Annotated in this window: 24 protein-coding genes; 12 read left to right on the top strand and 12 right to left on the bottom strand. The window is 68.3% G+C overall.

All coding sequences use genetic code 11. The features are described 5' to 3' along the window. Nucleotides 1–2: 2 nt before the first annotated feature. From ACJH5R_RS06935 to ACJH5R_RS06925, 3 genes are read left to right on the top strand one after another with little or no spacing between them, the layout of a single operon-like run. Nucleotides 3–863 carry an alanine and proline-rich secreted protein Apa gene (locus ACJH5R_RS06935; RefSeq protein WP_406757139.1) on the top strand — a complete coding sequence of 287 codons (861 nt, stop codon included), beginning with the start codon at nt 3–5 and terminating at the stop codon, nt 861–863. Between the two features lie 18 nt (nt 864–881). Continuing rightward, nucleotides 882–1,175, top strand: a complete 294-nt coding sequence (locus ACJH5R_RS06930) for a GlsB/YeaQ/YmgE family stress response membrane protein (protein WP_406757138.1) — start codon at nt 882–884, stop codon at nt 1,173–1,175. Nucleotides 1,176–1,208: 33 nt separating this feature from the next. After that, nucleotides 1,209–2,237 carry a zinc-binding alcohol dehydrogenase family protein gene (locus ACJH5R_RS06925; RefSeq protein ID WP_406757137.1) on the top strand — a complete coding sequence of 343 codons (1,029 nt, stop codon included), beginning with the start codon at nt 1,209–1,211 and terminating at the stop codon, nt 2,235–2,237. Between the two features lie 78 nt (nt 2,238–2,315). Here the strand turns inward: ACJH5R_RS06925 and ACJH5R_RS06920 are convergent, their stop codons facing one another. From ACJH5R_RS06920 to ACJH5R_RS06910, 3 genes are all read right to left on the bottom strand, one after another. After that, nucleotides 2,316–3,083, bottom strand: coding sequence for a lysostaphin resistance A-like protein (locus ACJH5R_RS06920; protein WP_406757136.1), 768 nt, complete (start codon nt 3,081–3,083; stop codon nt 2,316–2,318). A gap of 79 nt (nt 3,084–3,162) precedes the next feature. After that, nucleotides 3,163–3,573 carry an MmpS family transport accessory protein gene (locus tag ACJH5R_RS06915; RefSeq protein WP_406757135.1) on the bottom strand — a complete coding sequence of 137 codons (411 nt, stop codon included), beginning with the start codon at nt 3,571–3,573 and terminating at the stop codon, nt 3,163–3,165. A 5-nt stretch (nt 3,574–3,578) separates the two neighbouring features. Further along, a complete protein-coding gene (locus ACJH5R_RS06910; protein WP_406781545.1) occupies nt 3,579–6,029 on the bottom strand; it encodes a phosphoketolase in 2,451 nt (816 codons plus the stop codon). Here ACJH5R_RS06910 and ACJH5R_RS06905 point away from each other — a divergent pair. Together ACJH5R_RS06905 and ACJH5R_RS06900 are read left to right on the top strand one after the other, a co-directional pair. Beyond that, the gene (locus tag ACJH5R_RS06905; protein WP_406781628.1) at nt 6,024–8,465 is read left to right on the top strand and encodes a CoA transferase; all 2,442 of its coding nucleotides are present in this window, start codon (nt 6,024–6,026) and stop codon (nt 8,463–8,465) included. The two genes, ACJH5R_RS06910 and ACJH5R_RS06905, sit on opposite strands and share 6 nt — an antisense overlap. A 10-nt stretch (nt 8,466–8,475) precedes the next feature. Then, nucleotides 8,476–9,954 (top strand): acetyl-CoA acetyltransferase, encoded by a 1,479-nt coding sequence (locus ACJH5R_RS06900; protein ID WP_406781544.1) that lies wholly within the window; start codon nt 8,476–8,478, stop codon nt 9,952–9,954. A gap of 17 nt (nt 9,955–9,971) precedes the next feature. Here ACJH5R_RS06900 and ACJH5R_RS06895 read toward each other — a convergent pair whose 3' ends face one another. The 3 genes from ACJH5R_RS06895 to ACJH5R_RS06885 form a co-directional block, all read right to left on the bottom strand. Then, entirely contained in the window at nt 9,972–11,204 is a 1,233-nt protein-coding gene (locus tag ACJH5R_RS06895; RefSeq protein WP_406781543.1) for an NAD(P)/FAD-dependent oxidoreductase, read from the bottom strand. A 17-nt stretch (nt 11,205–11,221) separates the two neighbouring features. After that, nucleotides 11,222–11,857 (bottom strand): endonuclease, encoded by a 636-nt coding sequence (locus ACJH5R_RS06890; RefSeq protein WP_406781542.1) that lies wholly within the window; start codon nt 11,855–11,857, stop codon nt 11,222–11,224. A gap of 62 nt (nt 11,858–11,919) precedes the next feature. Continuing rightward, entirely contained in the window at nt 11,920–13,734 is a 1,815-nt protein-coding gene (locus tag ACJH5R_RS06885; RefSeq protein WP_406781541.1) for an NAD-binding protein, read from the bottom strand. 170 nt (nt 13,735–13,904) lie between these two features. On the opposite strand from ACJH5R_RS06885, the gene ACJH5R_RS06880 reads away from it, so the two are divergent. Next, nucleotides 13,905–15,386 (top strand): sensor domain-containing protein, encoded by a 1,482-nt coding sequence (locus ACJH5R_RS06880; RefSeq protein ID WP_406781540.1) that lies wholly within the window; start codon nt 13,905–13,907, stop codon nt 15,384–15,386. A 16-nt stretch (nt 15,387–15,402) separates the two neighbouring features. On the opposite strand, the gene ACJH5R_RS06875 is transcribed toward ACJH5R_RS06880, so the two are convergent. Beyond that, on the bottom strand, nt 15,403–16,641 hold the full coding sequence (locus ACJH5R_RS06875; protein WP_406781539.1) for an alpha-hydroxy acid oxidase: 1,239 nt from the start codon (nt 16,639–16,641) through the stop codon (nt 15,403–15,405). Between the two features lie 48 nt (nt 16,642–16,689). Between ACJH5R_RS06875 and ACJH5R_RS06870 the strand changes: the two genes are divergently transcribed. Then, the gene (locus ACJH5R_RS06870; protein WP_406781538.1) at nt 16,690–17,160 is read left to right on the top strand and encodes a DUF1810 domain-containing protein; all 471 of its coding nucleotides are present in this window, start codon (nt 16,690–16,692) and stop codon (nt 17,158–17,160) included. Between the two features lie 12 nt (nt 17,161–17,172). On the opposite strand, the gene ACJH5R_RS06865 is transcribed toward ACJH5R_RS06870, so the two are convergent. The 3 genes from ACJH5R_RS06865 to ACJH5R_RS06855 form a co-directional block, all read right to left on the bottom strand. Continuing rightward, entirely contained in the window at nt 17,173–17,655 is a 483-nt protein-coding gene (locus tag ACJH5R_RS06865; protein ID WP_406781537.1) for a deaminase, read from the bottom strand. Nucleotides 17,656–17,729: 74 nt separating this feature from the next. Further along, entirely contained in the window at nt 17,730–18,266 is a 537-nt protein-coding gene (locus ACJH5R_RS06860; RefSeq protein WP_046285444.1) for a carboxymuconolactone decarboxylase family protein, read from the bottom strand. 64 nt (nt 18,267–18,330) lie between these two features. Next, the gene (locus ACJH5R_RS06855) at nt 18,331–18,918 is read right to left on the bottom strand and encodes a peroxiredoxin (protein ID WP_308486719.1); all 588 of its coding nucleotides are present in this window, start codon (nt 18,916–18,918) and stop codon (nt 18,331–18,333) included. Between the two features lie 119 nt (nt 18,919–19,037). Between ACJH5R_RS06855 and ACJH5R_RS06850 the strand changes: the two genes are divergently transcribed. Next, nucleotides 19,038–19,970: a hydrogen peroxide-inducible genes activator gene (locus tag ACJH5R_RS06850; protein WP_406757125.1), complete on the top strand. Its 933-nt coding sequence runs from the start codon at nt 19,038–19,040 to the stop codon at nt 19,968–19,970. A 46-nt stretch (nt 19,971–20,016) separates the two neighbouring features. Further along, nucleotides 20,017–20,781, top strand: a complete 765-nt coding sequence (locus ACJH5R_RS06845; protein ID WP_406757124.1) for an enoyl-CoA hydratase/isomerase family protein — start codon at nt 20,017–20,019, stop codon at nt 20,779–20,781. On the opposite strand, the gene ACJH5R_RS06840 is transcribed toward ACJH5R_RS06845, so the two are convergent. Together ACJH5R_RS06840 and ACJH5R_RS06835 are read right to left on the bottom strand one after the other, a co-directional pair. After that, nucleotides 20,773–21,009: a bacterioferritin-associated ferredoxin gene (locus ACJH5R_RS06840; protein WP_308486722.1), complete on the bottom strand. Its 237-nt coding sequence runs from the start codon at nt 21,007–21,009 to the stop codon at nt 20,773–20,775. The genes ACJH5R_RS06845 and ACJH5R_RS06840 overlap by 9 nt on opposite strands. A gap of 9 nt (nt 21,010–21,018) precedes the next feature. Next, complete coding sequence (locus ACJH5R_RS06835) at nt 21,019–21,723, bottom strand: fatty-acid--CoA ligase (protein ID WP_406757123.1); 705 nt, start codon at nt 21,721–21,723, stop codon at nt 21,019–21,021. A 236-nt stretch (nt 21,724–21,959) separates the two neighbouring features. Between ACJH5R_RS06835 and bfr the strand changes: the two genes are divergently transcribed. From bfr to ACJH5R_RS06820, 3 genes are read left to right on the top strand one after another with little or no spacing between them, the layout of a single operon-like run. Next, the gene (gene bfr, locus ACJH5R_RS06830) at nt 21,960–22,439 is read left to right on the top strand and encodes a bacterioferritin (protein ID WP_046285450.1); all 480 of its coding nucleotides are present in this window, start codon (nt 21,960–21,962) and stop codon (nt 22,437–22,439) included. Between the two features lie 57 nt (nt 22,440–22,496). Next, nucleotides 22,497–24,542 (top strand): MDR family MFS transporter, encoded by a 2,046-nt coding sequence (locus ACJH5R_RS06825; RefSeq protein WP_406781536.1) that lies wholly within the window; start codon nt 22,497–22,499, stop codon nt 24,540–24,542. A gap of 27 nt (nt 24,543–24,569) precedes the next feature. Further along, nucleotides 24,570–25,064, top strand: coding sequence for a carboxymuconolactone decarboxylase family protein (locus ACJH5R_RS06820; RefSeq protein WP_406757121.1), 495 nt, complete (start codon nt 24,570–24,572; stop codon nt 25,062–25,064). The last annotated feature ends 5 nt before the right edge of the window (nt 25,065–25,069 follow it).

Genomic DNA, 25,069 nt, shown 5'->3' with positions numbered 1-25,069 from the left:
CCATGAAGCAGGTGGACCTGACCTCCAGGGGAATTCGGGCGATGGCCGCGACCGCGGTCGCCGGTGCGTTGGCGTTCGCCGTTGCGGCGCCGGTATACGCGGACCCGGTGCCGCCGCCGCCCCCCGCACCCCCGGCCTCCGCGGATGCCCCGGCAGCCGACCCGAACGCCCCGGCTCCGCCCGCCGAGCCCGCCGCTCCCGAGGTGGGCCGCGTCGACGACGTCGCGGGCGGGTTCAGTTTCGTGCTGCCGGGCGGCTGGGTGCAGTCCGACACCAGCCACCTTGAATACGGTTCGTCGCTGTTGAGCAAGAAGACCGGCGAGCCGATGCTGCCGGGGCAACCGGCGCCGGTGGCCAACGACACCAGGATCGTGCTCGGCAAGCTCGACCAGCGGCTGTACGCCAGCGCTGAGGCGGACAACGCCAAGGCCGCGACCCGCCTCGGATCGGACATGGGCGAGTTCTTCATGCCCTACCCGGGAACCCGCGCCAACCAGGTGAACGCGCCTCTCACCGGGGGCGGCCTGACCGGCAGCGCGTCGTACTACGAGGTCAAGTTCACCGACCCGGCCAAGCCGGTCGGCCAGATCTGGAGCGGCGTGATCGGTGTGCCGCCGGCCGAGGGCACCGGCCCGCAGGCCGAGCGGTGGTTCGTGGTGTGGCTGGGCACGGCCAACAATCCGGTGGACACCAACGCGGCGATCGCGCTGGCCGAGTCCATCCGGCCGCTGGGCGCGCCCCCCGCGGAAGCAGCGCCCGCACCGGCGCCGGGCATTCCGGGAATCCCGGCACCGGCGCCCGCTCCGGCACCCGCGCCCGCCCCGGCCCCCGCCCCGGCCCCGGCCCCGGCACCTGCTGCGTAAACCCCGCTGATCACGCCCATGGCCGGAAGCTACCTCGCTGCTGCACTGTCCACGCCGACGTCGGTCAGCTGGCTGGCGTATGTCCTGATCGGCGGCGTCGCCGGCTGGTTGGCGAACCGCATCATGAAGCGCGGCGGATCGGGGATCCTGCTCAACGTCGTGATCGGGGTGATCGGCGGATTCATCGGCGGCATGCTGCTCGGCTGGCTCGGTGTCGACGTTGAGCACGGCCGCAGGTGGTTCACCTTCTTCGTCTCGCTGGGCGGGGCCATCATCTTGCTGTGGGTCGTCGGACTGGCTCGCCGCAGGTAGCCGTCCCGGCTCTCGAACGCGCACCATAGGTCTATGGCGTCGCAGATGGCCGGTGTGTCGATGGCGGGATGGCGTGTCCAACGGCCCGGCCCGATAGCCAACCGACCACTCGAGCGGGTCAGCACCGCGGTGCCGCGACCGCAGCCCACGGAACTGCTGGTGGCCGTGCATGCCTGCGGCGTGTGCCGCACCGACCTGCACGTCGCCGAAGGAGACCTTCCCGTACACCGGACCGGTGTGATCCCCGGCCACGAGGTGGTCGCCGAAGTCGTCGAGGTCGGTGCCGAGGTCGGTGACGAGTTCGCGGTGGGGGACCGGGTCGGAATCGCCTGGCTACGACACACCTGCGGAACATGTCGCTACTGCCGGCGAGGCGACGAGAACCTCTGCCCGCAGTCGCGCTACACCGGCTGGGATGACGATGGCGGCTATGCCGAATTCGCCACCGTGCCAGCGGCTTTCGCGCTGCGCCTGCCCGGCGGCTACAGCGACACCGAGTTGGCGCCGTTGCTGTGCGCGGGCATCATCGGCTACCGGTCCTTGCAGCGAGCCGACCTGCCCCCGGGTGGGCGGCTGGGGATCTACGGGTTCGGGGGCAGTGCGCACATCACCGCGCAGGTCGCCCTCGCCAGCGGCGCCGAGGTACACGTGATGACCCGCGGTGAACGTGCGCGGGGACTGGCTCTGGAGCTGGGCGTTGCCTCGGCCCAGGGAGCCGCGGATCCGCCACCGGTGCCGCTGGACTCCGCGATCCTGTTCGCGCCGGTCGGCGAGCTGGTGCTGCCCGCCTGTCAGGCACTGGACGCCGGCGGAACCCTGGCCATTGCCGGCATCCATCTCAGCGACATCCCACCGCTGAACTACCAGCGTCACCTGTTCCGTGAGCGTCAGATCCGGTCGGTCACGTCCAACACTCGCGCGGATGCCCACGCTTTCCTCGACTTCGCCGCCGCGCACCACATCGACGTGACCACGCCGGTGTACTCGCTGGGCGAGGCGGACCGGGCCCTGGCGGACCTGGCTGCGGGCCGGATCGCCGGTGCGGCAGTGCTGTTGGTCTGAACCGGGGCGCTATGCGGGGTTCATGCGGCGGTCCCAGCTTCGGCTCTCCTTCGTCGAGCCTCGCTGAACCGCCGGGGCTCAGCCAGACACCTGCCACACCAGTGCGGCCGCCAGCGCCCCGACGCCATTGAGCGACCAGTGCAGCGCGATGGGCGCGATCAGGCTGCCGCTGCGCCGCCGCAACCAGCTGAACACGAAACCCGCGGCCCCGGTGGCCAGCACCGCGAGCGTCACGCCGGCCAGCATGCCGAAGAACCCGCCCCCAAGAATGCGGGTGAATCCGACGTTGCTGCTGGTCAGACCCAGGGAGGTGGCGACATGCCACAGGCCGAACAACAGCGAGCCGGCCGCGGCCACCCCACGAAACCCCCAGGCCCGGTGCAGTGCGCCGTGCAGCGCACCGCGAAACGCCAACTCCTCGGGGATCACGGTCTGCAGCGGGATGACGACCATCGATGCCACCAGCGCACCGGAAACCGTGGCGTAGTGGTTGTTCAAGAACATCGGCCGGGTCACCGGCAGCATCACGCCGATCGCGATCACCGACACCACGACCACTACCGCGGCCAGCGCGTAGCCAAAGCCGGCCTTCCAATGCGCGCGGCCCAGGCCCAGCTCGCTCCAGCTCAGGCCGTTGTAGCGGACCAGGGCGATCAAGCCGACCGCGGTGGCCGGGACAGTGGCAACCGCGGCCCACGGGGTGGTGAAGTGGGCGATCAAATTGGCGAGCGCCAGTACCACCACGACGACGGCGACGTCGACGAAGGCGCGGAAGTGATTCAGCGCCGAGAGTTGCGACACCAATGGGTGCCGCCCCCAGGGCACCGCGAACTCGTGGCCAGACATTGGACCGAATTCTACGCGCGACGGCGCTTCGGGGGCGGTGGCGTCATTGGGGACGCCCTACCGACGGGTCAGACTCGGCCTACTTGGGGCCGTGCGTCTCGCACAGCACCCGCGCCGGGTTGCCGGTGGCGGTGTTCTCGCTGACCACCTTGCCGTTGACGGTGACCGTGCAGGTCAGGGCGCCGGGACCGGCGCTCTGGGCGCTCAGCGAGTAGGACGCCGGACTGGCCGCGTTCGTCATCGAGCCGGTCAGCTGAATGGACCACGGCAGGGGGGCGTTGGTGGCGTGCGCCTGACCGTTCTGGCCCTGGTAGGTGATGTAACTGGCGACCCCGGTACCGGTGAGGTCGTAGCGGACCGGCACCTTGGTGTGGTCCGGCGTGGCGCCGGCCGGCCCGGCACCGGCGAGGGTGGCCGACGCGACGAGGGCGCCGAGGAGCAACGACATCGCCTTGCGGGGCATCCGGACCGGTGCGGGGTGAGCAGTCATGGCCGTCACCTTATCTCCCCGCCGCTGGGGTCTGCGCCCGATCGCCAGGTCCAGTTGGTGATCCGCGGATCGTCTTCCCCGTGCTCGCGGGTGTAGAGCCGCGCCGCCATTCGCGCATCGACCATCTGCTGGCGCAGCACCGCGTGGCGACCGCCCAACCGCGGCACCCGGTCGATGACGTCCATCACCAAGTGAAAGCGATCCAGATCGTTGAGCATCACCATGTCGAACGGTGTTGTCGTGGTGCCGCGTTCGCGGTACCCGCGCACATGCATCTGGTCGTGGTTCGCCCGCGAGTAGGTGAGCCGGTGGATCAGCCAGGGGTAGCCGTGATAGGCGAAGATCACCGGCTTGTCGCGGGTAAACAGCGCATCGAACTCGTTGTCCGGCAACCCGTGCGGATGTTCGGTCGTCGGTTGCAGGCGCATGATGTCCACGACGTTGACCACCCGCACGGCGAGATCGGGCAGTTCATCGCGCAGAATGTCGGCGGCGGCCAGGGTTTCCAGCGTCGGAATATCCCCGGCGCAGGCGAGCACCACGTCCGGCTCACCGGTGGTGGTGCCGGCCCAGTCCCAGATCCCCAGTCCGCGAGTGCAGTGCGCCACCGCTGCCGGCATATCCAGGTAGGTCAGAGCGGGCTGCTTGCCGGCGACGATCACGTTGACGTAGTTCCGGCTGCGCAGGCAGTGATCGGCCACCGACAGCAGCGTGTTGGCGTCCGGCGCCAGGTAAACCCGCACCACTTCTGGCCGTTTGTTGGCGACCAGATCGATGAACCCGGGATCCTGGTGCGACGCCCCGTTGTGGTCCTGGCGCCAGACGTGGGAGGTCAGCAGGTAGTTCAGCGAGGCGATCGGCGCTCGCCACGGGAGTTCGCGGCTGACGGCCAGCCACTTGGCGTGCTGGTTGAACATCGAGTCGACGATGTGCACGAACGCCTCGTAGCAGTTGAACAGCCCGTGCCGGCCGGTCAGCAGATAGCCCTCCAGCCAGCCCTGGCACAGGTGCTCCGAGAGCACTTCCAGGACTCGCCCGTCCGGGCCCAGGTGATCGTCACCGGGAACGGTCTGCGACAACCAGACCCGGTCGGTCGTGTCGAAGACCGCCGAGAGCCGGTTGGAGGCCGTTTCGTCCGGACCCATCAACCGGAACCGGTCACGGTTGCGGTCGATGACATCGCGCAGGAAGGTGCCGAGCACCCGAGTGGCCTCATGCATCTCGGTCGCGGGCTCGGTCACCGGCACCGCGTAGTCGCGGAAATCAGGCAGGTCCAGATCGCGCAGCAGCAGCCCTCCGTTGGCATGCGGGTTGGCGCTCATCCGCCGGTGCCCGCGCGGCGCCAGCGCCGACAGCTCCGGCACCAGGCGTCCGGAGGAGTCGAACAGTTCCGCCGGGCGGTAGCTGCGGAGCCAGTCCTCCAGTTGGCGGCGATGCTCGGGGTCGGTACGGGTCTGTGCGAGCGGCACCTGATGTGCCCGCCAGGTTCCCTCCACCTGTTGTCCGTCGACCACCTTCGGTCCGGTCCAGCCCTTCGGGGTGCGCAGCACGATCATCGGCCACACCGGCCGCATCGACGAGCCCTCGGCGCGCGCGGCTCGTTGGATCGCCGCGATATCGTCGAACGCGTCATCGAGGGCGGCGGCGAGCAGTTGGTGTACGACGGCGGGGTCGTCGCCGGCGACGGTGATCGGCCGGTACCCGTAACCGCGTAGCAACGACTCCAATTCTGGCTGCGGAATACGAGCCAGCACAGTGGGATTGGCGATCTTGTAGCCGTTGAGATGCAGAATCGGCAGCACCGCGCCGTCCACGGCGGGGTTGAGAAACTTGTTCGCGTGCCAGCTGGCAGCCAACGGTCCGGTCTCGGCCTCGCCGTCGCCGATCACGCAGGCGACCACCAGTTGCGGGTTGTCGAAGGCGGCACCGAATGCATGCACCAGCGCGTAGCCGAGCTCGCCGCCTTCATGGATGGAGCCCGGCGTCTCGGCCGCCACGTGACTGGGAATCCCCCCGGGAAAAGAGAACTGCCGGAACAACTTCCGCAGCCCGTCGACGTTCTCGCCGATGCCGGTGTAGACCTCGCTGTAGGTGCCCTCGAGGTAGGCGTTGGCGACCAGCGCCGGTCCGCCGTGGCCGGGCCCGGTGACGAAGATGACGTCGGCGTCGCGGTCGCGGATGATCCGGTTCAGGTGGAGGTAGAGCAGGTTCAGCCCCGGCGTAGTACCCCAGTGCCCCAGCAGTCGGGGCTTGACGTGCTCGGCCCGCAGCGGCTCGGCCAGCAGGGGATTGTCCAGCAGATAGATCTGGCCTACGGAGAGATAATTGGCGGCCCGCCAGTAGGCATCGAGGCGGGCCAGTTCATCGTCGGAGAGTGTGGGCTTAGGTGGAGTCGCGTTGGCTGCACTCACCTTTTCCATTGTCGCGCCCAACTCCGAACCCGGCAACCGATTCATTACCCTGACTGCGTGCTGCTGAAATCGGTTCGTGTGCTCGATCTGGCCGGCGGCGACGCCGACGCGGTCACCCGGTTGCTCGCCGATATGGGGGCCGATGTGCTCAAGGTGGAACCCCCTGGTGGCAGTCCGGCGCGTGCCGCCACTCCGCTGCTGGGCGGTGTGAGCATCGCATTCGCGCTGCACAACGCCAACAAGCGCAGCATCACCCTGGACCCCACCGACGAGCGGGACCGCCGCCGCTTCGAGGAGTTGGCGAGCACCGCCGACATCGTGGTGGACAGCGGCCTGCCGGGCCGCGCCGCGGACTTCGGGACTTCCTGTGGTGAGCTGGCCGACCGGTTCGCTCACCTGGTGACGATGTCGGTCACCGATTTCGGGACGAGCGGGCCGCGCTCACAATGGCAGGCCACCGACGCGGTGCTCTACGCACTCTCCGGCGCCCTGTCCCGGTCGGGCCCCACCACCGGGACCCCGGTATTGCCGCCCGACGGGATCGCCTCGGCGACCGCGGCGGTGCAGGCTGCCTGGGCGGTGCTGGTCGCCTATTACAACCGGTTGCGCTGCGGAACCGGGGATTACATCGACTTCTCCCGGTTCGATGCGGTGGCCACCGTGCTCGACCCGATATTCGGCGCGCACGGCCAGGTCGCCGCGGCCCAACGCGCATCGAGCCGCTGGCGCGGGCGGCCCCGCAACCAGGACGCCTACCCGATCTACCCGTGCCGCGACGGCTACGTCCGGCTCTGCGTCATGTCGCCGCGCCAGTGGCGCGCACTGTGGAGCTGGCTGGGGGAGCCGGCCGAGTACGCCGACCCCAAATTCGGCGTGATCGGCGAACGGTTCGCGGTCTGGCCGCAGATCAGTGCCCTGATACGGGAACTTTTCGCCGGCCAGGACATGGCGGATCTGGTCACCGCCGGGCAGGCCCGCGGTGTGCCCATCGCCGCAGTCGGCGATCCGGCGCAGGTACTGGCCGAGGAACACTTCGCGGTCGCGGCGGCGGTCACCCGGACCGAGCTGGCCCCGGGGCTGCCCGCGGTGATCCCGACCGGCTACTACGTGGTCGACGACCAGCGCGCCGGTTTTCGGACCCCGGCCCCGACCGTCGGCACGGCGGACGCCGGATGGCTGGCCGAACCGTTGCCGGAGCACACCTTCGGTGGCGCCGTGGGCGCCCGGCCGTTCGAGGGTCTGCGGATCGTCGATCTGGGAGTGATCGTCGCCGGCGGCGAGGCCAGCCGGCTCTTCGGCGACCTGGGCGCCGAGATCATCAAGGTGGAGAGTGCGGCCTACCCCGACGGGCTGCGGCAGGCCCGCCCCGGTTCGGCGATGAGCGAGTCATTCGCCTGGACACACCGCAACAACTCCGGGCTCGGCCTGGATCTGCGCAGCCCGGCCGGCAAGGAGATCTTCACTCGCCTGGTCGGGGCCGCGGACGCGGTGTTCGCCAACTTCAAGCCGGGAACACTTGCCGCCCTGGGCTTTTCCTACGATGCCTTGCGCGATATCAACCCGCGGATCGTCCTCGCCCAGAGCAGCGCGTTCGGTGAGACCGGGCCGTGGAGTGACCGGATGGGGTACGGCCCACTGGTACGTGCCACCACCGGGGTCACCGCACTGTGGACGGCCCCGGAGGGGTCCAGCGACACGGAGCGCCATCCGTTCTACGACGCGACCACGGTCTTCCCCGATCATGTGGTCGCGCGAGTCGCGGCGATCGGGGCGCTGGCCGCGCTGATCGCGAGCCGGCGCACCGCCGCCGGCAGCCACGTCCACGTGTCGCAGGCCGAGACCGCGGTCAACCAGCTCGACACCAGCTACGTGGCCCGCGCTGCGGGCTCGTCGGTCCAGCCGGACACCGCGGTGGATCTGGTCTGCCCGTGCATCGGCGACGACGAATGGTGTGTGATCTCGATCCGCACCGACGCCGACATGCGTGCTGTCGCTGCGGCTTTCGGTGACGACGCGTTGGCCGGCGAGTCAAGCTTCAGCACCGGTGCCGGTCGCGCGGTCCACCATGCGCAGCTGGCGGCGGCGTTGGGCCGCCACACCGCGGTTCATACCCCCGCCGGGGTAGCCGAACTGCTGCAGGGCCGCGGCGTGGCCGCCGCGCCGATGAGCCGGCCACCCGACGTCGCCGACGACCCCCAGCTGGCACACCGCGCGGTGTTCGCGCCCATGACCCACCCCCTGATCGAACATCCGCTGCCGGCCGAAACCGGCCCCGCCCCCTTCCGCAACATCCCGGTGGCGCCGCAGCGGCCCGCACCGCTGCCCGGTCAGGACACTCGGGAGATTTGCCGCTCGCTGCTCGGACTCGACGACGGCGAGACCGACCGGTTGATCGCCGACGGCGTGCTGTTCGCCGGCGGTTCAGCGAGGCTCGACGGAGGAGAGGCGAAGCTGGGACCGCCGCAGGAACCCGCGGATTAGTCTGACGTCCATGCCTGTCGACCCCCGGACACCGGTGCTGATCGGCTACGGCCAGGTCAACCACCGCGACGACACCGACGCGATAGAACCCGTCGATCTCATGGTGGCCGCGGCGCGCCACGCCGCCCACGACCGGGTGCTGCGCGCCGTCGACTCGATTCGGGTGGTGAACCTGCTCTCGGCGCGCTACCGCGACCCGGGCGTACTGCTCGGACAGCGGATCGGGGCGCAGCGCCCCGCCACCCGGTACAGCCCGGTGGGCGGCAACGTGCCGCAGTCTTTGGTGAACCAGGCTTGCCTGGATATCCGCGACGGCCGAGCCGGCGTGGTGCTGGTGGCCGGCGGCGAGACCTGGCGCACCCGGACCAGGCTGCGGCGTGCCGGCGGCAAACTGGCCTGGACGCAGCAGGACGACTCGGTCCCGATGGCCCGCTGCGAGGGCGAAGACGTGCCGATGGTCGGCTCCGCCGAAGAGCGCATCGGATTGGACCGGCCCGCCTACGTCTATCCGCTTTTCGAACAGGCGTTGCGCATCGCCGCGGGGGAGAAGGTCGAAGACCACCGTCGGCGCATCGGTGAACTGTGGTCGCGGTTCAATGCGGTCGCCGTCGACAACCCGCACGCGTGGATCCGGTACCCGGTCACCGCAGAGGAGATCTGGCAACCGGGCCCGAAGAACCGGATGATCAGCTGGCCCTACACCAAGTTGATGAACTCCAACAACATGGTCGATCAGGCGGCCGCGCTGGTGCTGACCTCGGTCGAGACCGCTACCGAGTTGCGGATCCCCACCGAGAACTGGGTTTTCCCCCAGGCTGGTGCCGACGCCCACGACACCTACGCCATTGCCGACCGCGCCGAACTGCACCGATCGCCGGCGATCCGGATCGCGGGGGCCCGGGCATTGGAGCTGGCCGGCGCCGCCGGTATCGGCGAGATCGATCACGTGGACCTGTACTCGTGCTTCCCGTCCGCGGTGCAGGTTGCGGCGGCCGAACTCGGGCTTCCCACCGATGATCCCGGCCGACCGCTGACCGTGACCGGCGGGCTCACCTTCGCAGGTGGGCCGTGGAACAACTACGTCATGCATTCGATCGCCACCCTGGCGGAACTGCTGGTGGCCAATCCCGGGCGGCGCGGCCTGATCACCGCCAACGGCGGTTACCTGACCAAACACAGTTTCGGCGTGTACGGAACGCAGCCGCCGCCGGCCGGATTCCGTTGGGAAGACGTGCAACCCGAGGTGGACGCCCAGGCCACCCGGCCATCGGTGGTGCAGTGGCAGGGCACCGGCGAGGTGGAGTCCTGGACCACACCGTTCGACCGCGACGGGCAGCCCCTGCAGGCGTTCCTGGCGGTCCGCACCCCAGACGGGGCACGGACCCTGGCGGTGATCCGGGACCCCGATTCCGCCGAAGCGACCGTGCGCGAGGACATCGCCGGTGCCGCGGTCGACGTGCACGAAGACGGCACCGCGACGTTGCGTTAGCCCCCGGGCGCCGGCGCCTAACTCGACAGGTCGCCCAGCGGTACCCCGGCGTCGGCCAGCCGGTCCGGATGGACCGGGACCTGGGCGTTGATCAGGGCCTTGATGTCGTCGAGGCCCTCCCAGATGTTGACATTCATCCCGGCGAGCACGCGATTGTCGTCGTCGAGCCAGAAGCTGGTGTATTCGCGGCCGGTGGGTTCACCGCGAAACACCACGCGGGCGTAGTGCGGCGCATAGCCGACGTATTCCATTCCGAGGTCGTACTGGTCGGTGAAAAAGTAAGGCAGTTCGGTGTATTCGGCCACTTCGCCGAGCATGCCCGCCGCAGCGACAGCGGGTTGCTTGAGGGCGTTGGCCCAGTGTTCGGTGCGGATCCGGGTGCCGAACAATCGATGCTGCGCGGCCGCGATGTCGCCGACGGCGTAGATGTCGGGGTCGCTGCTGCGCAGCCCGGCGTCCACCAGGACGCCACCGTCACCGGTGGAAAGGCCGGCTTGCTCAGCCAGTTCGATGTTGGGCTGCGCGCCGACTGCGACGAGCACCGCGTCCGCGCGGATCTGCGAGCCGTCGCCCAACCGCAGGCCGGCGGCGGCACCGCCGGCGGTGGTGATCTCGGCGACCGTCGACCCGGTACGCAGGTCGACGCCGTGCTCGCGGTGCAGGTCGGCGAAGACCGCGGCGTTCTCCGCGCCGAGGCCGGCCAGCAGCGGCAGGGCGGCGCTTTCCACCACGGTGACGTCGACTCCGCGCTGGCGTGCGGCGGCGGCCACCTCCATACCGATCCAGCCCCCACCCACCACCGCCAGCGAATCTCCGCCCGCCAGCGCCGAATCCAGCGCGGACGCGTCCTCGACGGTCCGCAGATAATGCACGCCGGGGGCGTCGGCGCCCGGGAGCGGTATCCGCCGAGACCGCGAGCCCGTCGCCAACAGCAGTTTGTCGTAGCCGAGGCTGGTGCCGTCGGCCAGCGTGACGCTGCGACCTGGCGGATCCGCGCCGATGACGCGGAGGCCCAGCCGCAGGTCGATCTCGTGTTCCCGATACCAGGACACGGGTTTCACGGTGAAGTCGTCAAGGGTCTTCTTGCCCGCAAGGAACTCCTTGGACAGTGGCGGGCGCTCGTAGGGCAGGTGGTGCTCCTCCCCGACAAGCACGATGGTTCCATCGAAGTTCTTGTCGACGAGGGCTTCAGTGGCCCTGGCCCCGGCCAGGCCGGCGCCGACGATCACAAACGTGGTCGATGTAGACACGTGCTGTCCTCTGCTCGTCATTCGCTCAGTCGCTCGCGGACGCCGGCGTCGGCGGAGTAGCGCACCAGCGCCGCGGCGAGTTCGGCATTGCGGCCCTGCGACAGTGCCCCGAGTTGGTTTGCATCACTGGGCAACCCGAGATCACGCGCGGCATCCAGCGCGCGATCGTCGAAGGTGGAGCGGGCCCACGGCCAGACGTCTTGGACTTCGCGGAGAAAGATGCTGGCGCCGACATCACCGATGCCCTTGAAGGCCTTCAGTGCTTCGGTGGCCGCTGCGACATCGCGGCCACTGCGTTCGGCCAGCAGCCGAAGGTCACCGCCGTAGTCAGTCTGCACCGCTTCGGCCAACTCGACGAGCATGGTGGCCGAGCTCTCGTCATAGCGGCGGTAGTGCGCCCGCCCCATGGCGTCGATCAAGGTCTGTCGATCGGCTTCGAGGAGTTTGTGCGGCGTGCGCAACCCACTCTTGAACAGCTCGTGGGCAGCACGGGCAGCGACGGTGGCGTCGATGGGCTTGCTGGCCAGCATGCACAGCATCAGCAGCTGGAACAGCGGCATCGGTTGGTTGCGCAACCGGATGCCGGCCTCCTGGGCATAGGTCGTACCCGCACGTCGCAATAGCCGACGTACCAGTTCCTTGTGGGCAATCACAGCAGCGCATATACCCGCATTCGCCGGGGCGAAAACCCGGCGTGACCTGCCCTGCGCGACTGCTAGTGCGAAAGGCTGCGCACCGGATATCTCGGCGCGGTCTGTGCCACGTCGATGATCTCCAGACCGACAGTCGCCAGCATCTCCGGGATGGCCCGCACGAAGATCCGGTCGACCTCAGCGACCTCGGGTGGCAACTGCGCCATCGGCACCAGGTGCGGGTCCTTCTTCAGCACCGGGTCCTCCTCGCCCAGGGTCCAACCGGCGGCGAGTTTCTCCTGCATCCAGCGGTCGTGCTCCATGGTGCCCAGCTTGTCCATCTCGTCATCGGTGAACTGGAAGTCCCTGGCGTGCCAGTTGCGCAGCGGCGCGATCACGCATCCAATGCTGCGCAGCTTCACCCCGATGTGCCGAGCCTGGGCCCGACTGGAGTTCTTGAGCGCATCCGCCAATTCCGGCCAGGGCGGCGGTGCCGGGGCACCCGCGGGTTGCATCAGGCAGTACCGGCGGTGGATCTCCTGGGCAACGGCCTCCAGTGATCCGCCCTCGACGAGCTCCACGGTGCAGGTCTCCTGCAAGGTCCGGAAGACTGTGACCCCCGAGCCGCCGAGCGCCTGCTCCTCGAGCAGGTCGGCCACGCCGTACGCGCGTGAGATGGTCGTGACCACCGGTACCGCGTTGTCGAGGGCCCGACGCAGGTTCAACGCCGACTCGACGTTGCGTTCATCGTGGTAACCGGTCACGTAGGCCTGGGTAATAGGCCAGTCGGTGTCCTGTGCCACCCGATCGATGTCGCGCACGGAGGCCGGTGAGCAACGGAACTCGCAGACCTCATCGAGGGCGGGGTAATCGGCGAGCAGCTTGGCCAGTTTTTCGGCCGCATGGTTGTCGATCACCGTTACCCGCAACCTCTGGTCGCCCACGCGTTCCTGGTGCCATTGGCGAGCGGCCTGGAACACCAGCCCCGACCCGATACCGTCGAGGTGGGCGACCGCAATGTGGGGCCGTTGCGCGGTCCGCAGCGGATGCCTGTTCAGCAGCAGTCGGGCGCCGACCGTGTCGATGTTGAAGAAGTCGACGACCAACCGGTCGTCGCCGCGGTTGAACTCCGCGAGCCGCAACAGCACACACAGTCCGGGGTCCTCGATGCGTGCCAGGCAGCGCAAGTGGTCGTTGCTCGAGCGGCCGAAGATCCGGCGTCTGCTCTTGAAGTCATCGGCTAAACGTCTTGCCAGCGTGACGATTTCGGTGTTGGCGACGCTGTCCGAAGTCACCGCGAGCAGCCGGGCCGCGCGCCGCGTTCCGGCGGATTCGAGGGTCGCGCTGAGCTGGGCATCACCGATGACGACCGGGAAACCCCAGTTGCGGCACGTCCGTATCCGAGGGTTGGCCTCGTCGGACTCGATGACCACGGCCCGATATCCCGCCGCGCGCAGCGCGCGGACGAATTCGAACCCGGCGTAGCCCAGACCGCAGACCACCACATGCCCCTTCTTGAACGGAATAAGCAGCTGCTGGACTCGGTCTCGAAACACCGACACCAGCGCGATGAGCGCTGCCCACCCGGCTACCACCGGAGCCAGGAAGCGGGCGACGTCCAACGCGAGGCCCACGTGGTTCTCCGGCTGCGGAGCCGCGTGCAGGAAGAACAACTTGACGGCGCCATAGACCGCGTCGGAGTACGAATGCCCGCCGCCCTCATAGGAGCCGTAGCCCCAGAGGCCCAGCACGAAGGCAACGATTCCCGCTGGGATCAGCAGCCAGTACCAGTGGGGATCGGTCAGACCGGTCAGCACCTTGTGCTGCAGGGTCTCCGGCGGCGGGGCTTCGCGCCCGGGCTTTGCCGGAGCACTCGATTCGGCCGCACGACCGGTCATCGGCGTTTCTCCTCCCGCGCTTTCTTTGCTGGGCCTGCTCGGCCCATCGCAAAAGCGCTCTGTTCTCTCGTACACTAACCCGGACGCGGGACGACCGATGTCGGCCTTCAGTCTGACAAACTGGAGAGCAATTCGGTCCGCTTCTGCGCATGCCGGCCCTGGAGAGGATCATGCTGTTTGTCAGTTACGCCAGCCAGGATCGCGCGTTGGTCGATCCGCTGGTTTCCGTCTTGCGCAGCGCTGACCAGCAGGTGTGGCTGGATGAGGAGCTGGGTGGCGGCGAGGCGTGGTGGCAGACGATCCTGGACCGGATTCGGTGCTGCTCGGTGTTCGTCGTCGCGTTGTCCAACAATTCGCTACGGTCCAAGCCCTGTCAGGCCGAGCTCGCCTATGCACGAGCGTTGCAACGGCCGGTTCTGCCGGTCCAGATCGGCCCGGTCGACAGTGTGCGTGTCACCCCACTGGCCGCGACACAGATCATCGACTACCGAATCCGTGACGGCGCGGCCCATGCCCGGTTGGTCGCCGCCCTGCAGAGCCTGTCGCGCCGCGCGGTACCGCTGCCCGCGCAGTTGCCCGAAGAACCGATGGTGCCCTTCGCCTACCTGATGCGGCTCTCCTCGGAGTTGTCGGGATCCGAGCTGAGCTACCACAAGCAGGGTGAACTCGTCTTGGAACTTCGATCCCGACTCGATGAGGACTGCCACGACCCCACCGTGCGCAACGACATCGTTCAGCTGCTGTGCCGGTTGCGCGACCGGCCGGACGTCACGGTGCGCACCCGCGCCGATGTCGACGCCGTCCTGGCCGCCAACGATCCGAGCTTCACCGCCGCCACCGTCGGCATGCCGGTCGCCGCGGTGACCGGGCCGCGACCGGTGATCAGCCGGCCGGACACCGGAGGTTTTCCTGCCGGTGCACACGGCACGGATCCCGGCGGCCCCGGCGAACGACATCGAGGACGGCCGGCAAAGAAGCTACTGGTGGCCGGCGCCGTGGTTGCGGTGGCGGCCGCGGGTGCGCTGGCGTTCGGACTCACCCGCACTTCGCCGGATGCCCCCACGCCGAACCTGGCCGCTGATGATGACGTACAGGCCGTGATGGCCACCCCCGCGATGGAGACCGTGCAGGCCGACCTCGAGTCGCTGAAGCCGGCCGGATCGATAGCGGCGTCACAGCCGGAATGCCTGGGTGTTCTCTACCCGGGCCTGGACGAGACCTACCGGAACAGCCAGGTCCAGCGGGCGGCGTGGAAGGTGCTGGAAGAGCCGGGCGGCCTGCAACGCGCCGGGGTCAACGGCCGGCCGTTCGTGGACCAGGACATTGTGGCCTTCGCCCCGAACTCCGGGCAGGCCGTGGCGTTCGTCGAGCAGTCGGTGGCGAAGTGGCGGGGCTGTGTGGGCCAGACGGTCACCGTGACCTATCCCGACCACAACACCTACACCTGGACCATCGGGGATGAGGCGGGTGATCCACCGCGGATCTCCCAGACCTACACCCTGGGTTCCGAGGACTACGGCTGCCAGCGGGTGCTTAATGCGGTGGCGGACACGGTGATCGACGTCAAGGCCTGCGGTGCGCATATCACCGACGAGGCGAGTGTGCTCACCGACATGATCGCCGCCTTGGTGACGCGGGCGCCGGCCTTCTGAGGGCGAGACGCGGCGACTACCGACGGGGCATCAGTCGCTGCAGCTGGGTGACATGCTGCGGCGACAGCTCGGCCAGTTCGCTGACCCCGAGCAACCGCATGGTGCGCCGGATCTGTTCGGCGAGGATGTCGATCACGCGGTCCACCCCGGCCTGTCCACCGGCCATCAGCCCGTAGAGGTACGCCCGCCCGATCAGGGTGCAGCGGGCGCCCAGCGCGATCGCGGCGACGATGTCGGCGCCGGACATGATGCCGGTGTCCAGCAGGATCTCGGTGTCGCGTCCGACTTCGCGCACCACCTCGGGCAGCAGCCAAAACGGTATAGGCGCCCGGTCGAGCTGGCGGCCACCGTGGTTGGACAACACGATGCCGTCCACACCGAGCTCGACCACGGCGCGCGCGTCGGCGACGCTCTGGATGCCTTTGACCACGAATCGGCCCGGCCATTGGGACTTGACCCAGGCCAGGTCGTCGAAGGTCAGGCTCGGGTCGAACATGGTGTCCATGTACTGCGCGACGGTGCCCGACCATCGGTCCAGCGACGCGAAAGACAACGGCTCGGTGGTGAGCAGGTCGAACCACCACGCCGGATGGACGGCGGCATCGGCGACCGTGCGCAGCGTCAGCGCCGGCGGAATGGACATGCCGTTGCGGGAGTCGCGCCGCCGCGCCCCGGCGACCGGGCAGTCGACGGTCGCCAGCAGGGTGTCGTAGCCGGCGTCGGCGGCGCGGCGCAGCAGCGCCATCGACCGGTCGCGGTCGTGCCACATGTACAGCTGAAACCAGCGGCGGGCGCCGGGGGCGGCCGCCGCGACGTCTTCGATCGAGGCGGTCCCCAGGGTCGACAGGGAGAACGGGATGCCGGCGGCTTCGGCGGCGCGGGCGCCGGCCAGCTCTCCCGCGGTGTGCATCAGCCGGGTGAAGCCAGTCGGTGCGATCGCGAATGGCAACGCCACCGGAGCGCCGAGCACCTCGCGGCTGGTGTCGACGCTGCAGACGTCGCGCAGGATGGCCGGATGAAACTCGATGTCCCGGAATGCCTGTCGGGCTCGTTCCAGTGAGATCTCGTCCTCGGCGGCGCCGTCGGTGTAGTCGAAGGCGGCTCGGGGAGTGCGACGCTTGGCGAGCAGGCGAAGGTCCTCGACGGTCAGGGCCGTCTCAAGACGCCGCGCCGTGCGGTTCAATCGTGGCCTGCGGAAACGGATCAGTGGCGCAAGTTCACCGATCCTGGGAACGCGCCGCCTGATCGTCGACATCGCTGACTCCTTCCCTGCCGTACGTCGAACTGTGCCACGGTTGATGGCATGGCCGGAACTTCCGACCCCTTTGGGCTACAGCGTTTCGTCGACGCACAGGCCGGTGTGTACGACACCGTGGTGGCCGAGCTGCGCGCCGGCCGCAAGCGCAGCCACTGGATGTGGTTCGTCTTTCCGCAGCTCTCCGGCTTGGGGGCCAGCGCGATGGCCCAGCGTTACGGCATCGCGTCGCCCGCCGAGGCCCGCGCCTACCTGGCTCACGGCGTACTGGGACCGCGATTGCGGGAGTGCGTGGGCTTGGTCAACGCGGTGAGCGGCCGGTCCATCGAGGAGATTCTGGGCTGGCCCGACGACATCAAGCTGCGTTCGTCGATGACGTTGTTCGGCCGGGTATGTGAGGGTGGCGGCCACACCGGCAACTGCTACTGCAGCGGCTTTCGTGCGGTGCTCGACCGCTTCTACGACGGGCAGGAGGACCCGGTGACACTGGACCGACTGGCGTGGCTTACCCGAGAGTGAGCGTGGTGCGCGTTACCGGCCTTGGTAGCGGGCCCTAAACAGCGCCTTCAGTTCTTCCTCGAATTCCGGCGCCGGCCCGTCAACCACTACGTGCGGGGCGACTGTGGTGATCGGCAGCGGCGCCACCGGGGCCGCCGGCACCTGCAGAGCGCGCAGCCATTCGGTCAGTTGCGCCGACGACGACGCGTAGACGATCCGGCCCAGTCCGACCCAGGCGTGGGCCGCGGCGCACATCGCGCAATGTTCGCCGGAGGTGTAGACGGTGGTCGGAACACGTTGCGCCGGGCTGAGATTGGCCACCGCCCACTGGGCGATGGCGAACTCAGGGTGGCGGGTGGCATCGCCGTCACCGGCGCGGTTGCGGTCCTCGAAGAGCACCGTGCCGTCGGCGTCGACCAACAGTGAACCGAACGGATCGTCGCCGTGCGCCGCCGCCTCGCCGGCCAATTCGACGCAGCGGGCCAGGAAACCACGGTCGGCATCGCGGAGCGTCACAGGACAAAAGTCTACGGCGCGCGCCGGGTATCACCCGGCGCGCGCCGATAGGGACTTAGACCGCCTTGGAACGCCTAAGTAGCGGTGGGGTCGGCGCTGGCGGCGAAGACCGCCTGCGCCACCCCGGCCACGATCGAGGCGACCTTGAGGGCTTCCAGAACCGCCTCGCGGCCGACGCCCGCCTCCCGCACGACCTGCTCGTGGGAGGCAACGCACGCCTGGCAGCCGTTGATCGCCGAGACCGCGAAGCTCCACAACTCGAAGTTCGCCTTGTCGACCCCCGGGTTGCCGATGATGTTCATCCGCAACCCGGGCCTCAGGTCGTCGTAGCTGCCGTCCAGGAAGTGCCGACCACGGTAGAACACGTTGTTCATACCCATGATCGATGCGGCGCCCAGGGCGGCCTGATAGGCCTCCGCCGACAGGTTGTCGGCGGCCTCGGCCCCGATCTCGGCCAGCACCGTGGCGTTGCGAGTGGCCGCCGCAGTGGCCAGCAGGCTGCCCCAGAGCTGCTCCTCGTTCAGGACCGTGGTGCGGGCGATCGAACCCAGGTTGAGCTTGAGGTCCTTGGCGTACTCCGGAATCGCGTTCTTGAGGTTCTCAATACTCATTGGCGCTGTTCCTCCTCATCCTGGCGCTCGACATCACCGCGAGCGCGATTCATCCGGCTGCGATCTAGAGAGATTCCTTGAGCAGCTCGCCGACGTTCAGGGTCGCCTCGCCCTTCTTCCAGTTGCAGGCGCACAGCTCGTCGGACTGCAGGGCATCCAGCACCCGCAGCACCTCGTCCACGTTGCGGCCCACCGATCCCGCCGTCACCGAGACGAACTGAATCTCGTTGTTGGGGTCGACGATGAAGGTGGCCCGGTCGGCGACGCCGTCGGCGTTGAGCACGCCGGTGGCCTCGACCAGCTCGCGCTTGAGGTCGGCGAGCATCGGGAACGGCAGCGTCTTGAGGTCCGCGTGATCGAGGCGCCAGTTGTAGTGCACGAACTCGTTATCGGTCGACGCCCCGAGAACCTGCGCGTCGCGGTCGGCGAACTCGTCGTTCAGCTTGCCGAAGGCGGCGATCTCGGTGGGGCACACGAAGGTGAAGTCCTTGGGCCAGAAGAAGATGATCCGCCACTTGCCCTTGTGGTCGTCGCTGGTGATGGTGGTGAAGAAGTCCTCGGGACCCTTCGCGTCGATCTTGGTCAGATCGCCCGCGACCAGCGCGGTCAGACTGTAGGCCGGAAACTGGTCGCCGATGGTCAGCAGTGCCATGTCACTCCTCATGGTTTTGAGTTTTAAGGGTGTTCGGGGCGAGTCGATCGCCCGCAGGCTCCATCCTGCCTCATCTTGATTAAAAACGAAAGGTGATGCTTTGCACTATACTAATCGGCATGGCCGATACAAGTTATCATCCGACGCTGGCGGGGCTGCGGGCGTTCACCGCCGTCGCGGAGAAGCACCACTTCAGTCTCGCGGCGGCCGGCCTGGGCCTGAGCCAGTCAACACTGTCGCAGGCGTTGTCGTCGTTGGAAGCTGGCTTGGGCGTCCAACTGATCGAGCGCTCCACCCGGCGGGTCTTCCTGACCGCCGAGGGGCAGCAGTTGCTGCCGTACGCCCACGCAGTATTGGATGCGGCGGCGCAGTTTTCGGCGGCCGCCGCCGGGGTGGCCGACCCGCTGCAGGGGGCCATGCGGCTCGGGTTGATCCCGACGGTGGCGCCCTATGTGTTGCCCGCCGTGCTGGCCGGATTGTCCGATCAACTGCCGGACCTGAATCTGCGCGTGATCGAGGACCAGACCGAACGGCTGCTCACTGGGCTGCGGGAGGGCGCGGTCGACGCGGCCGTGATGGCGTTGCCGGCTGAGGTGGCCGGGCTGACCGAAATACCGATCTACGACGAGGATTTCGTGTTGGCATTGCCGCCCGGTCATGCGCTGGCCGGCAAGCGCCGGGTACCGCCGACCGCGCTGGCGGACCTACCGTTGCTGCTGCTCGACGAGGGCCACTGCCTGCGTGACCAGACGCTGGAGATCTGCCGTAACGCAGGAGTGCGGGCGGAGTTGGCCACCACCCGCGCCGCATCGCTGGCCACCGCGGTTCAGTGCGTCAACGGTGGGCTGGGGGTGACGTTGATTCCGCAGACCGCGGTGGCGGTCGAAGCGGAGCGCAACGGCCTGGCATTGGCCTATTTCGCGCCGCCCCAGCCCGGCCGGCGGATCGGGCTGGTGTTTCGCACCTCCAGTGGACGCGACGAGTCCTATCGGCGGCTGGCGGGCATCATCGGCCGCGTCGTCGCCGCGGGTCACCAGGTCGAGCTGGTCTGAGGAGCGTCGCGGTCTCGGGTCGGTGGGCGGCGTTTAGGCTGCACGAGTGATCTTGACGATCGAAGACCAGGACCGGGTTCGGACGCTGACGCTGAATCGCCCCGAGGCGCTCAACGCCTTCAACGAGGCGCTCTACGACGCCACGGCCGAGGCGCTGCTGGCCGCCGCGGACGACCCAGAGGTCGCGGTGGTGCTGATCACCGGGGCGGGGCGGGCGTTCAGCGCCGGTACCGACCTGGCCGAGATGCAGGCCATGGTGACCGACCCGGGCTTCGTGCCCGGAAAGCACGGATTCCGCGGTCTCATCACCGCGCTGGGGCGTTTCCCGAAGCCGCTGATCTGCGCGGTCAACGGTCTGGGCCTGGGGATCGGAACGACGATCCTGGGCTTTGCCGACCTGGCGTTCATGTCTTCGACGGCCAGGCTGAAATGTCCGTTCACCAGCCTGGGGGTGGCCCCGGAGGCGGCCTCGTCCTATCTGCTTCCGCAGTTGATGGGGCGGCAGAACGCGGCCTGGCTGTTGATGTCCTCGGAGTGGATCACCGCCGACGAGGCGCTGCGGATGGGCTTGGTCTTCGCGGTCTGCGAGCCCGACGGGCTCCTGGGCGAGGCTCGTCGGCATGCGGAGGTTCTTGCGTCCCGGCCGATTTCCAGCCTGATGGCGGTCAAGAGCGCGATGGTCGAGCCGACCCGGGCCGAGACCCTGGCTGCGGTCGAGCGGGAGAACGCGTTCTTCGCCGAACTCTTGGGTGGTCAGGCCAACGCCGACGCGCTGGCCGAGTTCACCGGCCGGCGAGGCGAATCAGTGTGATCCGACGGGGCTGATGTCCAGCGCGAGGCGCCGCAGTGCCCCGTTGTCGGCAGCGGTGGGCGTCGCGGCCAGCGTGGCCTCGATGATCCCGCGAACGGTGCAGCGGCACCGGCCGCAGTCGCCACCCGCACCGCACATCGCGGCAACCTCTTTCGACGTCGACGCCCCGGCGGCGACGGCATCGGACACCATCTGATTGGTGGCTCCGACACACAGGCATACGTACATGCGGTACCCCTACCGACCGTCGCCCACGGGCGCCATCAGATCGATCGAGGTGGCGAACTTCCCGACGAACGGCCGGGGGTAACCACCGATTCCGATGCCGGACATCCACTCCGCGGCGGTGTCCGGGTGGTCGATCCATCGCTGTGCGCTTGCCGCACTGTCGATTTCCAGCAGTGTCATCACCTCATGACCGTCGTCGACTGCTTGATATACCCACACTTTGCGCACTCCCGCGCCGGCGAACCGGTCCAACCCGGCGTGCACCTTGGCCATCAGGTCCGCGGGGTCGGCAATGGTGGCAACCGCGCCGACGATCACCTCCGAACCGTCCGGTTCGTGCGGCGCATCGCCGGACTGAGCCAAGCTGATCTTCTCGGTGACCTCGCCCGCGAAGATCGCGGGCAGATCGTTGACCCCGGAGCGGTCGAACCAGGCGAAGATCGCGGGGGAGCGCAGCAGCTCTTTGACCGATACCCGATGCCGCAGGCCGATCGTGACCAGCACCCGGTCCGGCTCGAACTCCGAGGTGTAGAGCACCGCATGGCGGGCGCCCAGATCCAGAAGCGGGGAATGATCCTGCTCGATCAGCGACCACGTCCGGCCCACGTCGTCGACGCGGTAGTCCAGCGCCAGCACCAGCGAATGCGGATCGTTGCGGTGCGAGAGACCGGCGCGCGAAATACCGACACGATTGTCGGGCGAAACCAGTCTCATATTAGTAGAGTCTAACCTAAGTAAGGCGCACCTTGCACGGGTCCGGTGACGTACGGCGATCCCACACTCGCCCGAAGACCCCGTTGCGGTGCGGCGATTCGACGCGCCGAGACGCGGGTAAACAGCCCACTGCGGGCGCTGGCCTGCATTAGATTGAATTTGGCGCGTTACGGCGATGATTCAAGCCCCGTCCGTCGCGGCCGGCATGCGAGGTTCTTCACATCAGAGGAGAGATCATGCAAGGCGACCCCGAGGTTCTCAAACTGCTCAACGAGCAGTTGACCAGTGAGCTCACCGCGATCAACCAGTACTTCCTGCACGCGAAGATGCAGGACAACTGGGGTTTCACCGAACTGGCCGGCCACACCCGCGAAGAGTCGATGGAGGAGATGCGCCACGCCGAGACGGTCACCGACCGGATTCTGGTGCTTGGCGGCCTGCCGAACTATCAGCGCATCGGGTCCCTGCGGATCGGGCAGACCCTGCGCGAACAGTTCGAGAGTGACCTGGCGCTGGAAATCGATGTGCTCAACCGGCTGCGGCCCGGGATCGTCATGTGCCGGGAGAAGCAGGACAGCACCACCGCCCAGATTCTGGAGACCATCCTCGCCGATGAGGAATCCCACATCGACCACCTGGAAACCCAACTGGAGCTGATGGACAAGCTCGGCGAGGCGTTGTACTCGGCGCAGTGCGTCTCCCGCCCGCCGTCGTGATCGACGCAGCGGAGCGCCGCTGTTGACCCCACCTCCGTCCCCGACGGGAAGGCGAGTATGACCGCATCGTCGCCGGTCGCCGACGATGTGCGACCTGCGCCGGTCAGTCCGCACCGCCGCAACCTGATCTTCACCGCGATCGTGTTCGGCATGCTGATGGCCGCCCTCGACCAGACCATCGTGGCGACCGCCTTGCCGACGATCGTCTCGGATCTGGGCAACGCCGGGCATCAGTCGTGGGTTGTCACCAGCTACCTGCTGACGTCGACGATCGCGACCATCCTGGCGGGCAAGCTCGGCGACCTGTTCGGCCGCAAGCGGGTGTTCCAGGCCGCCGTGTTGTGCTTCGTCGCCGGATCGGTGCTGTGCGGGTTGTCCGCCTCAATGGAGATGCTGGTCGGCGCCCGCGCGCTGCAGGGCATCGGCGGGGGCGCCGTGACCGTCACCGCCGCGGCACTCATCGGTGAAGTCATTCCGCTGCGTGATCGGGGCCGCTACCAGGGCATGTTGGGTGCGGTGTTCGGGGTCACCACCGTGATCGGCCCGCTGCTGGGCGGCTACGTCACCGACTACCTCACCTGGCGGTGGGCGTTCTGGATCAATCTGCCGATTTCGGTGGTGGTGTTGATCGTGGCCGGCGTGGCGATCCCGGCCTTGGCGGGCCGCTCCAAGCCTGTCATCGACTATGCCGGGATCGTGTTGATCGGTTTGGGCGCTACTGGATTGACGCTGGCCACCAGCTGGGGTGGCAGCCGCTATGCGTGGGGATCACCGGCGATCATCGGACTGTTCGGCGGGTCGGTGCTGGCACTGGCGCTGTTCGTCTGGGTGGAGAACCGGGCTGCGGCGCCCATCCTGCCGATCCGGCTGTTCGCCGACCCGGTGTTCGCGGTCTGCTGTGTGCTGGCGTTCGTCGTCGGCTTCGCGATGCTGGGTGCGCTGACCTTCCTGCCCACCTTCATGCAGTACGTCGACGGTGTTTCGGCGATCACCTCGGGTCTGCGCACCCTGCCGATGGTGGTGGGAATGTTGGTGACCTCCACCGGTAGCGGCGCCCTGGTGGGACGGACCGGCCGTTACAAGATCTTTCCGGTGGTCGGCACCGCCCTGATGACGATCGCGTTCGCGCTGATGTCGCAGATGGACGCCGCCACTCCCGCGCTGCTGCAATCGGTCTACCTGCTGATCCTGGGAGCCGGTATCGGGCTGTCGATGCAGGTTCTGGTGCTCGTCGTGCAGAACACCTCGAGTTTCGCCGACCTCGGGGTCACCACGTCCGGGGTCACGTTCTTCCGGACCATCGGCAGCTCCTTCGGCGCGGCCGTGTTCGGGTCGCTGTTCGTGAACTTCCTCGGCCACCGGCTGGGACCGGCGCTGAGCGGCGCCGGGCTGGCCGCGGGCGCGGCCGACTCACCCGAGGCGGTGCGTCGACTTTCGCCGCAGCAGGCGGAGCCGATCGTGGCGGCCTATGCCGATTCGCTGGGGCAGGTGTTCTTGTGCGCCGCGCCGGTCGCGCTGCTCGGGTTCGTGCTGGCCCTGTTCCTGCGCGAGGTTCCGCTCAAGGAGCTGCGCGACAGCGCGGTCGACCTGGGCGACGGGTTCGGCATGCCCACCAACGCGTCGTCGGACGATCTGCTGGAGAGCGCGATCGGGCGCCTGTTGCACAACGAACCGGGGATGCGGCTGCGCTCCATCGCACTGCGGCCGGACTGCCGGCTCGACGTCGCCGGGCTGTGGACGGTGCTGCGGATCTACCGGTACACGCAGGTGTTCCGGACCGCGCGGCTCAGCGACATCGGCAAGCGGCTACGGGTGCCCTACGAGATCCTCGAACCCACCGTCGATCGGCTGGTGGCTCAGGGCTATGTACTGCGCGAAGGCGATCACCTCGGTCTGACCCGGGCCGGTCTGCGCCAGGTCGGGTTCGTGTCCTCGCTGGTGCAGGACTGGGTGGTCGACAAACTCGCCCGTTCGCCCGGTTTCGAGGGCCGCCCGGATCGCGTCGAGGTTTCCGCCGCGCTGCAGCGGATCGCGCGCCGGGCCATCATCGATCCCGACGACGCGGGGGAGTCGGCGGAGTTCACCAGCACCGCCCACGGGTGACCGCAAAGACCGCTAGCATCGCTAAGTATGAGTCGAATCGGGACATTCGCCGCAGACGACGTGATGGGCTGGATGGTCAAATCGCCTGACCTGGCAGCGGGAATCGGCGGATTCAGCACAGCGGTCTACAACAAGGGCCGGTTGCCGATGCGTACGCGCGAGCTGGCCCGCATGGTGATCGCTTTCGACAACGAGTGCACGGTGTGCGTCAACACCCGTGACGCCGACGGCCCGGCGGCCGGGGTCGACGAGGAACTGTACGAGCACGTGTCGGAGTGGCGCACCTGGCCGGGCTACAGCCCGCAGGAGCGGCTTGCCGCCGAGTTCGCCCACCGCTTCGCCACCGACCACACCGGCCTGCGCGACGACGAGGACTTCTGGTCGCGCTGCGCCGAGCACCTCAGCGACGAACTGCTCGCCGACCTCGCGCTGTCGTGCGCGCTCTGGCTGGGGATGGGGCGGCTGCTGCGCACCCTGGACATCGGACAGGCCTGCTCGCTGACCCTGCCCAGCAGGGCTTGATCCGG

The organism is Mycobacterium sp. SMC-19 (assembly GCF_045310815.1).
Lineage (GTDB): Bacteria > Actinomycetota > Actinomycetes > Mycobacteriales > Mycobacteriaceae > Mycobacterium.
This window is presented reverse-complemented; position numbering and strand designations above follow the sequence as displayed.

What these genes read in the sequence shown, in the direction of transcription:
- ACJH5R_RS06870 (WP_406781538.1), top strand. Translation starts at nt 16,690, where the DNA reads ATGGCCGGAACTTCCGACCCCTTTGGGCTACAGCGTTTCGTCGACGCA.
- ACJH5R_RS06880 (WP_406781540.1), top strand. Translation starts at nt 13,905, where the DNA reads ATGCTGTTTGTCAGTTACGCCAGCCAGGATCGCGCGTTGGTCGATCCG.
- ACJH5R_RS06850 (WP_406757125.1), top strand. Translation starts at nt 19,038, where the DNA reads ATGGCCGATACAAGTTATCATCCGACGCTGGCGGGGCTGCGGGCGTTC.
- ACJH5R_RS06860 (WP_046285444.1), bottom strand. Translation starts at nt 18,266, where the DNA reads ATGAGTATTGAGAACCTCAAGAACGCGATTCCGGAGTACGCCAAGGAC.
- ACJH5R_RS06825 (WP_406781536.1), top strand. Translation starts at nt 22,497, where the DNA reads ATGACCGCATCGTCGCCGGTCGCCGACGATGTGCGACCTGCGCCGGTC.
- bfr (WP_046285450.1), top strand. Translation starts at nt 21,960, where the DNA reads ATGCAAGGCGACCCCGAGGTTCTCAAACTGCTCAACGAGCAGTTGACC.
- ACJH5R_RS06920 (WP_406757136.1), bottom strand. Translation starts at nt 3,083, where the DNA reads ATGTCTGGCCACGAGTTCGCGGTGCCCTGGGGGCGGCACCCATTGGTG.
- ACJH5R_RS06935 (WP_406757139.1), top strand. Translation starts at nt 3, where the DNA reads ATGAAGCAGGTGGACCTGACCTCCAGGGGAATTCGGGCGATGGCCGCG.
- ACJH5R_RS06910 (WP_406781545.1), bottom strand. Translation starts at nt 6,029, where the DNA reads ATGAATCGGTTGCCGGGTTCGGAGTTGGGCGCGACAATGGAAAAGGTG.
- ACJH5R_RS06930 (WP_406757138.1), top strand. Translation starts at nt 882, where the DNA reads ATGGCCGGAAGCTACCTCGCTGCTGCACTGTCCACGCCGACGTCGGTC.
- ACJH5R_RS06840 (WP_308486722.1), bottom strand. Translation starts at nt 21,009, where the DNA reads ATGTACGTATGCCTGTGTGTCGGAGCCACCAATCAGATGGTGTCCGAT.
- ACJH5R_RS06835 (WP_406757123.1), bottom strand. Translation starts at nt 21,723, where the DNA reads ATGAGACTGGTTTCGCCCGACAATCGTGTCGGTATTTCGCGCGCCGGT.
- ACJH5R_RS06820 (WP_406757121.1), top strand. Translation starts at nt 24,570, where the DNA reads ATGAGTCGAATCGGGACATTCGCCGCAGACGACGTGATGGGCTGGATG.
- ACJH5R_RS06900 (WP_406781544.1), top strand. Translation starts at nt 8,476, where the DNA reads ATGCCTGTCGACCCCCGGACACCGGTGCTGATCGGCTACGGCCAGGTC.
- ACJH5R_RS06875 (WP_406781539.1), bottom strand. Translation starts at nt 16,641, where the DNA reads ATGTCGACGATCAGGCGGCGCGTTCCCAGGATCGGTGAACTTGCGCCA.
- ACJH5R_RS06915 (WP_406757135.1), bottom strand. Translation starts at nt 3,573, where the DNA reads ATGACTGCTCACCCCGCACCGGTCCGGATGCCCCGCAAGGCGATGTCG.
- ACJH5R_RS06885 (WP_406781541.1), bottom strand. Translation starts at nt 13,734, where the DNA reads ATGACCGGTCGTGCGGCCGAATCGAGTGCTCCGGCAAAGCCCGGGCGC.
- ACJH5R_RS06925 (WP_406757137.1), top strand. Translation starts at nt 1,209, where the DNA reads ATGGCGTCGCAGATGGCCGGTGTGTCGATGGCGGGATGGCGTGTCCAA.
- ACJH5R_RS06855 (WP_308486719.1), bottom strand. Translation starts at nt 18,918, where the DNA reads ATGGCACTGCTGACCATCGGCGACCAGTTTCCGGCCTACAGTCTGACC.